Origin of the sequence: Citricoccus sp. NPDC079358 (assembly GCF_040702545.1) — a bacterium.
GTDB lineage: Bacteria > Actinomycetota > Actinomycetes > Actinomycetales > Micrococcaceae > Citricoccus.
Window position 1 is genome coordinate 116,065 of sequence record NZ_JBFBLI010000011.1, and the last position, 9,753, is coordinate 125,817.

Here is a 9,753-nt window from a genome sequence, read left to right on the forward strand (position 1 = left end):
CCGGGTGGGGCCGGGCCGCCCGGCGGTGGACAGCGGGCGCCGCGGTGTCTACGATCACATCATTGTTTCAGTTAATCACGATTTACTCAGATGGGACACGCCATGAGCTCCACCCAGCACGCCGCCGGTCTGGCCGGACCGGAACTCGACGAGGACTACCGGGACCTGGTCGGCACGGTCCGGGACTTCGCCGACGAGGTGGTGGCGCCGGTCTCCGCGGATTTGGATGCCCGTCACGCGTTCCCCTACGAGATCGTGCGTCAGATGGGGGAGATGGGCTTGTTCGGCCTGCCGTTCCCGGAGGAGTACGGCGGCATGGGCGGTGACTACTTCGCGCTGGCCCTGGCCCTGGAGGAGTTGGGACGGGTGAACCAGTCCGTCGCCATCACCCTGGAGGCGGGGGTGTCCCTGGGGGCCATGCCGGTGTACCGCTTCGGTACCGCCGAGCAGAAGGACGCGTGGCTTCCGGACCTCGTGAGCGCCCGTGCCCTGGCCGGCTTCGGGCTGACCGAACCCAACGGCGGGTCGGATGCCGGGGGGACCCAGACCACGGCGACCCTGGCCGACGGCACGTGGACCGTGAACGGGGCCAAGGAGTTCATCACCAACTCCGGCACGGACATCACCCGGCTCGTCACCGTCACGGCGGTGACCGGCGCCAACGAGGCGAGGAAGGGGCCGGACGGCAGTCCGGGCAAGGAGATCTCCACCCTCCTGGTGCCCTCCGGCACGGCCGGGTTCACCGTGGGCGGTGCCTACGACAAGATGGGCTGGAACTCCTCGGACACCCACCCGCTGTTCTTCGACGGAGTCGAGGTGCCGGAGGCCAACCTCCTGGGCGAACGGGGCCGTGGCTACGCCAATTTCCTCTCGATCCTGGACGAGGGGCGCATCGCCATTGCCGCCCTGTCCACGGGGGCGGCCCAGGGGTGCGTGGACGAATCGATTGCCTATGCGAAGACGAGGACCGCCTTCGGGCAGGCCATCGGCAAGAACCAGGCCGTGTCCTTCAAGATCGCCCGGATGCAGGCGCGGGCCCACTCGGCTCGGTTGGCGTACTACGAGGCGGCGGCCAAGATGCTGGCGGGCAAGCCGTTCAAGACGGAGGCAGCCATCGCCAAGCTGGTCGCCGGAGAGGCGGCCATGGACAATGCGAGAGATGCCACGCAGGTGTTCGGCGGCTACGGGTTCATGAACGAGTCCTTGGTGGCGCGCCACTACCGCGACTCGAAGATCCTGGAGATCGGCGAGGGCACCACCGAGGTCCAGCTCATGCTGATCGCGCGCTCACTCGGGCTCTGACCTCGTGCGACACCGGTGCCGGATTTGCCCGAAAGGCTGTGATCTGTATCACTGAGCGCTTAGGATGGCCGGGTCATACTCGCCGGTAGCCTGCGGGCACCACACTGACTGGGGGATACGTGTCTTCAACACCACACCCGGACCTGGCCGACAACGGTCACGTCGATTTCCGCGCCGTTCAGGCGTCGCCACAGTTCCAGGAGCTGCGGAGCACCCATCGCAGCTTCGTCTTCCCGTGGACCGTGGTCTTCATCGTCTGGTACTTCCTGTACGTGATCCTCGCGGCCTACGCCCCGGAGTTCATGTCCATCAGAGTCCTCGGCAACATCAATCTGGGCCTGGTGATCGGACTCCTGCAATTCGTCTCGACCTTCGTCATCACCGGACTCTATGTGGCCTTCTCCAACAAGAAGCTGGACCCCAAGTCCACGGCCATCCGCGAGGAGCTCGAAGCTCTGGACCCGAGCATCGCCAACCAGAGCCTCTCCGGTTCCGGCGCACCGATCGATGAGCCGACCGACGGAGGCCAGAAGTGAATACCCTTCCCATCCTGACTGCCAGCGCCGAGGGCACCAACGTCGGCGAGCCGTGGCTCAACATCCTGATCTTCGGCCTCTTCGTCGCGATCACCCTCATCATCGTCCTGCGGGCCTCCAAGAACACCAAGACCGCGGCCGACTATTACGCCGGCGGCCGGTCGTTCACCGGCACCCAGAACGGCACCGCGATCGCCGGAGACTACCTCTCGGCCGCGTCCTTCCTCGGCATCGTGGGAGCCATCGCCATCAACGGCTATGACGGCTTCCTCTACTCGATCGGCTTCCTCGTGGCCTGGCTCGTGGCGTTGCTCCTGGTGGCCGAATTGCTGCGCAACACCGGCAAGTTCACCATGGCCGACGTGCTGTCCTTCCGCCTCCGGCAGCGGCCGGTCCGCATCGCGGCGGCGCTCGCCACCCTGATGGTCTGCCTCTTCTACCTGCTGGCCCAGATGGCCGGCGCCGGAGCGCTCGTCTCCCTGCTGCTGGGCATCGACGAGCGGCTGGGCCAGTCCGTGGTCATCGCGATCGTGGGCGCACTGATGATCGTCTACGTGCTCGTGGGCGGCATGAAGGGCACCACCTGGGTCCAGATCATCAAGGCCTGCCTGCTGATCGCCGGTGCCTTCATCATGACCATCTGGGTCTTGGCGCTGTTCGGCTTCAACTTCTCCGCCCTGCTCGGTGCGGCCGTGGAGCTCAGCCCGGAGGGCGAGGCCATCCTCGACCCGGGCCTGCAGTACGGCATCAGCGAGGTCACCAAGCTCGACTTCCTGTCCCTGGGTCTGGCCCTCGTGCTCGGTACCGCCGGCCTGCCCCATGTGCTGATGCGCTTCTACACGGTGCCGACCGCCAAGGAGGCCCGCAAGTCCGTGGTCTGGGCGATCGTGCTGATCGGCGCCTTCTACCTGTTCACCCTGGTGCTGGGCTACGGCGCCGGTGCCCTCATCGGCCCGGAGCGGATCGAGAACGCGCCGGGTGGCGTGAACTCGGCGGCACCACTGCTGGCGTTCGAACTCGGTGGACCGCTGCTGCTGGGCCTGATCTCCGCCGTCGCCTTCGCGACCATCCTGGCGGTGGTGGCCGGCCTGACGATCACCGCGGCCGCGTCGTTCGCCCACGACATCTACGCGAACGTCCTGGCCAAGGGCAAGACCACTCCGGAGAAGGAGGTCAAGATCGCCCGCCGCACCGTGGTGGTCATTGGCGTCCTGGCCATCATCGGTGGCATCGGTGCCCAGGGGCAGAATGTGGCCTTCCTGGTGGCACTCGCCTTCGCGGTCGCCGCGTCCGCCAACCTGCCCACCATCCTGTACTCGCTGTTCTGGAAGGGCTTCACCACCCAGGGCGCCCTGTGGTCGATGTACGGCGGCCTGGGTGCCGCCATCCTGCTGATCGTCTTCTCCCCGGTGATGTCCGGCACGGAGACGTCCATGATCGTCGGCGCCGACTTCGCCTGGTTCCCGCTGAAGAACCCGGGCATCGTCTCCATCCCGCTCGCCTTCCTCCTCGGATTCATCGGCTCCAAGCTGGACAAGCGCACTGAGAACCCGGAGAAGCAGGCCGAGATGGAGGTGCGTTCCCTGACCGGCATCGGCGCCGAGAAGGCGGTGGACCACTAGCCCCACCCGGGACCTTCCCGGTCCTTGACCCCCAGCGTGGTGCGGGCAGAGATCGACGGTACGCGTCGTACCGTCGATCTCTGCCCGCACAGGCTTTAAGACTCACCGGGGTGCAGTGACCTCCCAGTTCGTCCAGCCATAATGGAGCGGTGACTTCCGAACCGCTGTACTTGCCCGACGCCGGCCCCACCCGCATCCGCCGCGTCACCCTGATCGGTTCCACCGGCTCGATCGGGACCCAGGGACTCGAGGTCATCACCGCTGCCCCGGAGCGTTTCACCGTCGCCGGTCTGTCCGGCGGGTCCAACACCGCCCTCCTGGCCCGCCAGGCCGTGGAGACGGGCGCCGGCGCGGTCGGCAGTGCCACCGCCACCACGGGGGAGCTCGGCGAGGCCATCGCCGCCGCGGCCCAGCAGGCCGGGGTGCCCGCGCCCTCCCCGGAGTTGTTCTCCGGGCCCACCGCGGCGGCCGAGGTCGCCGCCTGGGAGGGCGCCGACGTCGTGCTCAACGGCATCACCGGGTCCATCGGCCTGGCCCCCACGCTCGCGGCGCTGCACGCCGGCCATCTGCTCGCGCTGGCCAACAAGGAATCCCTCATCGTCGGCGGGGCCCTCGTCAAGCAGGCCGCCGCCCCGGGTCAGCTCCTTCCGGTCGACTCCGAGCACTCCGCCCTGGCCCAGGCCCTGCGCTCCGGGGCCGCCGAGGAGGTCCGGCGCCTGGTGGTCACCGCCTCCGGAGGACCGTTCCGCGGCCGGACCCGGGACCAGTTCGCCGGGGTCACTCCGGCCGAGGCTTTGGCCCACCCCACCTGGGACATGGGCAAGGTCGTCACCACCAACTCGGCCTCCATGGTGAACAAGGCCCTCGAGGTGATCGAGGCCCACCTGCTCTTCGACCTTCCGCTGGACCGGATCGACGTGGTCGTCCACCCGCAGTCGATCGTCCACTCGATGGTGGAGTTCACCGACGGCTCCACGATCGCCCAGGCCTCCCCGCCGGACATGCGCCTGCCGATCGCCCTCGGCATCGGCTGGCCCCACCGCGTCCCCGGCTCCGCCCCCGGCCTGGACTGGACGCGGGCCGCCACCTGGACCTTCGAACCCCTGGACGAGGACGCCTTCCCCGCGGTGCGGCTCGCCAAGGAGGCGGCCGGTGCCTCCGCCACGCACATGGCCGTCTACAACGCCGCGAACGAGGAGGCCGTGGAGGCCTTCCACGCCGGCCGGATCGGCTTCACCGGGATCGTGGACACTGTTCGCGCCGTCGTGGGGGACTATGACCCGGACGTCGTGCTGGCCGGCCAGGACCTGAGCGTCGAGGCGCTCGCGGCCGCCGAGCAGTGGGCCCGCACCACAGCACAGGCCCGGTGGTGACGGTGGAAATCCTCTGGTTCATCATCGGCGTCCTCGCCGTGGCCGTCGGCATCGCCGTGTCGATCGCCCTGCACGAGGTCGGGCACCTGGTGCCCGCCAAGCTCTTCGGCGTCCGCGTCACGCAGTACATGGTCGGCTTCGGCCCCACCGTGTTCTCCCGCACGAAGGGGGAGACCGAGTACGGGGTGAAGGCCATCCCGTTGGGCGGCTACGTCTCCATGGTCGGGATGTACCCTCCGGAGCACCCGGAACAGGGCGAACGGCCGCGCAGTGCCAGTACCGGCCTGTTCCAGCAGATGGCCACCGACGCCCGTCAGATGTCCGCCGAGGAACTGCGGCCGGGGGACGAGAAGCGCACGTTCATCTCGCTGCCGGTGTGGAAGCGGATCGTCATCATGCTCGGCGGGCCGTTCATGAACCTGGTCATCGCCTTCGCCCTGACCGCCATCCTCGTGACCACCACGGGCGTGGCCACCGCCACGACCACGGTCTCCGAGGTGTTCAAGTGCGTGCTGCCGGCCGCCGTCCAGCAGGAGCGGGCCGCCGGCGAGGCAGCCGGGCCGGGGGCCACGGAGACCTGCCAGCCCGGCGACCCGGCCGCGCCGGCCTTCGAGGCCGGGCTGGAGCCCGGGGACACCATCACCGCCTTCAACGGCCGCCCCGTGGACGACTGGGATGAGCTGTCCTCCGCCATCCGCGAGCGGGCCGGTGAGCCCACGGCCATCACCTGGGACCGTGACGGGGCCGAGCAGTCCGGGACCATCACCCCGAAGCTGACCGAGCGGCCGGTCGCCGATTCCAGCGGCCGTGCACAGGCTAATCCGGACGGCAGTACCCGGACGGAGGAGGTCGGCTTCGTCGGAATGGGCTCCGAGGTCCAGAACGTGCCGCAGCCGATCACCGAGACCTTCCCGGTGATGGGGCAGCAGCTGAAGGCGACCGCCGACGTCGTGGTGGTGCTGCCGGTGAAGCTCTGGGAGACGGCCGTGGCCGTCTTCGGTCCGGAGGAGCGTGATCCCAACGGGCCGATGTCCGTGGTGGGCGTGGGCCGCATCGCCGGTGAGGCGGCCGCCCTGGAGGACGTGCCGCTGGCGGACAAGGCCTCCCTGCTGCTCTCCCTGGTGGCCGGGGTCAACGTGGCATTGATGGTGTTCAACCTCATCCCGCTGCTGCCCCTGGACGGCGGTCACGTGGCCGGGGCGCTCTGGGAGGCGCTGCGCCGCGGGTGGGCCAAGCTGACCCGGCGCCGGGATCCCGGGGCCTTCGACATCGCCAAACTCTTGCCGCTGACCTACGTGGTCGGGATCGCCCTGCTCGGGATGGGCCTGTTGCTGATCGTGGCGGACATCGTGGATCCCATCCGGATCTTCTGACTTAGGCTGGCCCCATGTCTGAACCACAGAAGATCTTCGCCGTCCAGTACCACTACGTCCCCGGGCTCGGTGACCAGCGCGACGTGCACCGCGCCGCCCACCGTGACTTCCTGGGCTCCCTGGGCCCGGCCATGGTGGCCGCGGGCGCCTATGTGGACGATCCGACGGCGGCCCTGCTGCTCGTCAAGTCCGAGACGGGTGAGAGCGTCCGGGACCTGCTGGCCGGCGACCCCTTCCAGAAGCACGGCCTGATCGCTTCCACCGAGGTCCACGAATGGTCGTGTGCTGTCGGTGACCAGGCGGCCGCCCTCCGCGGGGACGGGGCCTGAGTATCGAACGCCGCCGCGTCCTGACCTCCCTGGCCGGAATCACCGCCGCCGGCGCCGCCGCGGTCCTGACCGCCTGCACCCCCACCCCGGAGCCGGGTGCAGGTGGGTCCACCGGCGCGGGTGCGGCGCCGTCGTCGGGCACTCCGACCCCGAGCCCCACGCCCACCCCGACGCCGACGCCGGAGCTTCCCGGCGGGGGGACCACCCTGTTCCCGGGCCGCCGCATGGTGGCGCTGTACGGCACGCCCGGGGCCGGCTCCCTGGGCCTGCTCGGGGAGCAGGACGTGGATGCGGCCCTGGAGCGGGCTGCCGCTCTGGCAGCGGACTACCAGCCGTTCAGCGAGGAGCCGGTGATCCCGGCCTTCGAGATCATCTCCACCGTGGCGACCTCGTCCCCGGGCCCCACGGGGGACTACACCTCCTACGTGGACCGGGACCAGCTCACCGACTGGGTGGAGGCCGCCGGACAGGCGGACACCTACGTGGTCCTGGACCTGCAACCCGGAAACCAGGACTTCACCACTCAGGCGCAGGCCTTCGAGGAACTGCTGCTGCAGCCGCACGTGGGGCTGGCGCTGGACCCGGAATGGCGGCTACAGCCCGGCCAGCAGCACATGGAGCAGATCGGGCAGGTCTCCGCCGCCGAGGTCAACGAGACCACCGCCTGGCTCGCGGAACTCGTGGCCGAGCACGATCTGCCGGAGAAGCTCGTGATCCTGCATCAGTTCCAGGCCCGGATGATCCCGGACCGGCAGGACGTGCAGGCCCGGGACGGACTGGTGCTCATGGTGCATGCGGACGGCAACGGGTCCGCGGAACAAAAGCAGGGGACGTGGCGTTCGCTGAAGAAGGACCTGCCGTCCGGGATGCGCCTGGGGTGGAAGAACTTCATCGACGAGGACTCGCCGACCTTCACCCCGGAGCGGACCATGACGGAGGTCTCACCCCAGCCCTGGTTCGTCTCGTACCAGTAGACTGGGGCGAACGGAACCCCCGTACCCCGATCAGCCCCACAGGAGTCGTCAGTGCCCGTCAGTCTTGGCATGCCCGCCGCACCACCGCCCGTCCTGGCACCTCGCCGCAAGACGAGGCAGTTGCAGGTGGGCCGAGTGGGGGTGGGCTCGGACCACCAGGTCTCGGTGCAGACGATGACCACCACGAAGACGCACGACATCGGCGCCACCCTCCAGCAGATCGCCGAGCTCACCGCGGCTGGCTGCGACATCGTCCGGGTGGCCTGCCCCACGGACAAAGACGCCGAGGCGCTCTCGGTGATCGCGCAGCAGTCCACCATCCCGGTGATCGCGGACATCCACTTCCAGCCGAAGTACGTGTTCGCCGCGATCGAGGCCGGCTGTGGTGCCGTGCGCGTGAACCCCGGCAACATCCGGAAGTTCGACGATCAGGTCAAGGAGATCGCCCAGGCCGCCTCGGACCACGGCACCTCCATCCGGATCGGTGTCAACGCGGGTTCGCTGCACCCCGACCTGCTCAAGAAGTACGGCAAGGCCACCCCGGAGGCGCTCGTCGAGTCCGCCGTGTGGGAGGCCTCCCTGTTCGAGGAGCACGGTTTCCGCGACTTCAAGATCTCGGTCAAGCACAACGACCCGGTGATCATGGCCCGCGCCTACGAGCTGCTGGCCGAACAGGGCGACTGGCCGCTGCACCTCGGTGTCACCGAGGCCGGGCCCGCCTTCCAGGGCACCATCAAGTCCGCCAGCGCCTTCGGCTACCTCCTCGGCAAGGGCATCGGGGACACGATCCGCGTCTCCCTGTCCGCCCCGCCGGTCGAGGAGGTCAAGGTCGGTCTGCAGATCCTGCAGTCCCTGAACCTGCGCGAGCGCCGATTGGACATCGTCTCCTGCCCCTCCTGCGGCCGTGCCCAGGTGGACGTGTACTCCCTGGCCGAAGAGGTCACGGAGGGCCTGAAGGACCTGACGGTCCCGCTGCGCGTGGCCGTCATGGGCTGCGTGGTCAATGGGCCCGGCGAGGCCCGCGAGGCCGATCTCGGCGTGGCCTCCGGCAACGGCAAGGGCCAGATCTTCATCAAGGGCGAGGTCGTCAAGACGGTTCCGGAAGACGAGATCGTGGAGACGCTGCTGTTCGAGGCCCGCCGGATCGCGGCCGAGTCCGGCCTGGAGGAAAGCAGCGAGGGTACTGATGGTCAGAATCCTGTCCAGGGCCCGCCCGTGGTCTCCGTCTCCTGACGACGTCGTCCGCCGGGCCACCGGCGGGGCCGTCCGGGTCCTGAACCACGCGGACACCACGGCCCTCACGGCCCTGGCCGCCGTCGACCCGGTGGCGAATTGCTTCGTGGAGTCCATCCTCGAGAAGGGGCGCGACGCCACGCCGGCCCACTCCGGGGGCCCTCTCTTCCTCGGCATCTTCACGCAGGCGACCCCCGTGACGGCCGGGCGCCCGGCCGAGCTGGAGGCCGCCTGCTGGGTGGGTGCCAACGTGGTCCCCATCGGCGCGACCGCCGAGGCCGGGGCCCTGTTCGGGGTGGCGCTGACCGCCCTGCACCGCCGCTTCGCCTCGGTGTACGGCCCCCGTGAGGCGGTGCTTCCGCTCTGGGACGAGCTGTCCCGGGGGCCGCAACGGGCCCGCCAGATCCGCGACGACCAGCCCCTCATGGTCCTGCGCGGCCGCCCCGCGGTGGAGCCCTCGCCCCGGGTCCGTCCGGCCCGCCCCGAGGAGTTCCCGGTGGTGCTGCCCGCCTGCGTGGCGATGTTCGAGGAGGAACTCGGGTTCTCGCCCCTGCAGAACGGGGCGGTGCAGTACCGGTTGCGTGTGGAGGACCTGATCCGCAACGGCTGGTCCCTGGTGGATCTCGACGACGCCGGCCGGGTCCGCTTCAAGGCCGATCTCGGCGTGGTCTCCGCCAGCTGTACGCAGATCCAGGGGGTGTGGGTGGAGCCGAGCCAGCGCGGACAGGGCCTGGCCGCCCCGTCCGTGGCCGCCGTGACGGAGTACGCCCGCCAGACGGCACCCCTGGTGAGCCTCTACGTCAACAGCTTCAACACCGCCGCCCTGCGCACCTACCGAACCGTGGGGTTCGAGCAGGCCGGCACCTTCGCCACGGTCTTGTTGTAGGCCCCTTGTTGTAGGCGCCGTGTTGTCAGCCCCTAGGTGCGTGGGTCGGTAGTGATTTGATGACCCGCGGAGTGTGAAGGGTCAGGGTCGGCGAGGACGGGGTAGTACTGACCCGGGGCGGCAGC

At 69.3% G+C, this 9,753-nt stretch carries 9 protein-coding genes; all 9 read left to right on the plus strand.

Annotated features, from left to right (window positions below; all coding sequences use genetic code 11):
• Positions 1-129: 129 nt before the first annotated feature.
• The 9 genes from AB0333_RS13600 to AB0333_RS13640 all read left to right on the plus strand — a co-directional run bounded on the left by AB0333_RS13600 (position 130) and on the right by AB0333_RS13640 (position 9,628).
• On the plus strand, positions 130-1,302 hold the full coding sequence (locus AB0333_RS13600) for an acyl-CoA dehydrogenase family protein (RefSeq protein WP_366219220.1): 1,173 nt from the start codon (positions 130-132) through the stop codon (positions 1,300-1,302).
• A gap of 119 nt (positions 1,303-1,421) precedes the next feature.
• Positions 1,422-1,838: a DUF485 domain-containing protein gene (locus tag AB0333_RS13605; protein WP_366219203.1), complete on the plus strand. Its 417-nt coding sequence runs from the start codon at positions 1,422-1,424 to the stop codon at positions 1,836-1,838.
• Positions 1,835-3,460: a cation acetate symporter gene (locus tag AB0333_RS13610; protein ID WP_366219204.1), complete on the plus strand. Its 1,626-nt coding sequence runs from the start codon at positions 1,835-1,837 to the stop codon at positions 3,458-3,460. The genes AB0333_RS13605 and AB0333_RS13610 overlap by 4 nt, the downstream gene beginning before the upstream one ends.
• A gap of 149 nt (positions 3,461-3,609) precedes the next feature.
• On the plus strand, positions 3,610-4,833 hold the full coding sequence (gene dxr / locus AB0333_RS13615) for a 1-deoxy-D-xylulose-5-phosphate reductoisomerase (protein WP_366219205.1): 1,224 nt from the start codon (positions 3,610-3,612) through the stop codon (positions 4,831-4,833).
• A complete protein-coding gene (locus AB0333_RS13620) occupies positions 4,827-6,206 on the plus strand; it encodes a site-2 protease family protein (RefSeq protein ID WP_366219206.1) in 1,380 nt (459 codons plus the stop codon). The genes dxr and AB0333_RS13620 overlap by 7 nt, the downstream gene beginning before the upstream one ends.
• A gap of 14 nt (positions 6,207-6,220) precedes the next feature.
• Entirely contained in the window at positions 6,221-6,535 is a 315-nt protein-coding gene (locus tag AB0333_RS13625) for a YciI family protein (protein ID WP_366219207.1), read from the plus strand.
• Positions 6,536-6,759: 224 nt separating this feature from the next.
• Positions 6,760-7,509: a hypothetical protein gene (locus AB0333_RS13630; protein ID WP_366219208.1), complete on the plus strand. Its 750-nt coding sequence runs from the start codon at positions 6,760-6,762 to the stop codon at positions 7,507-7,509.
• Between the two features lie 69 nt (positions 7,510-7,578).
• Positions 7,579-8,742: a flavodoxin-dependent (E)-4-hydroxy-3-methylbut-2-enyl-diphosphate synthase gene (ispG, locus tag AB0333_RS13635; RefSeq protein WP_366219209.1), complete on the plus strand. Its 1,164-nt coding sequence runs from the start codon at positions 7,579-7,581 to the stop codon at positions 8,740-8,742.
• Positions 8,696-9,628: a GNAT family N-acetyltransferase gene (locus tag AB0333_RS13640; RefSeq protein ID WP_366219210.1), complete on the plus strand. Its 933-nt coding sequence runs from the start codon at positions 8,696-8,698 to the stop codon at positions 9,626-9,628. The genes ispG and AB0333_RS13640 overlap by 47 nt, the downstream gene beginning before the upstream one ends.
• The last annotated feature ends 125 nt before the right edge of the window (positions 9,629-9,753 follow it).

What these genes read in the sequence shown, in the direction of transcription:
- AB0333_RS13625 (WP_366219207.1), top strand. Translation starts at nt 6,221, where the DNA reads ATGTCTGAACCACAGAAGATCTTCGCCGTCCAGTACCACTACGTCCCC.
- AB0333_RS13630 (WP_366219208.1), top strand. Translation starts at nt 6,760, where the DNA reads ATGGTGGCGCTGTACGGCACGCCCGGGGCCGGCTCCCTGGGCCTGCTC.
- ispG (WP_366219209.1), top strand. Translation starts at nt 7,579, where the DNA reads ATGCCCGCCGCACCACCGCCCGTCCTGGCACCTCGCCGCAAGACGAGG.
- AB0333_RS13640 (WP_366219210.1), top strand. Translation starts at nt 8,696, where the DNA reads ATGGTCAGAATCCTGTCCAGGGCCCGCCCGTGGTCTCCGTCTCCTGAC.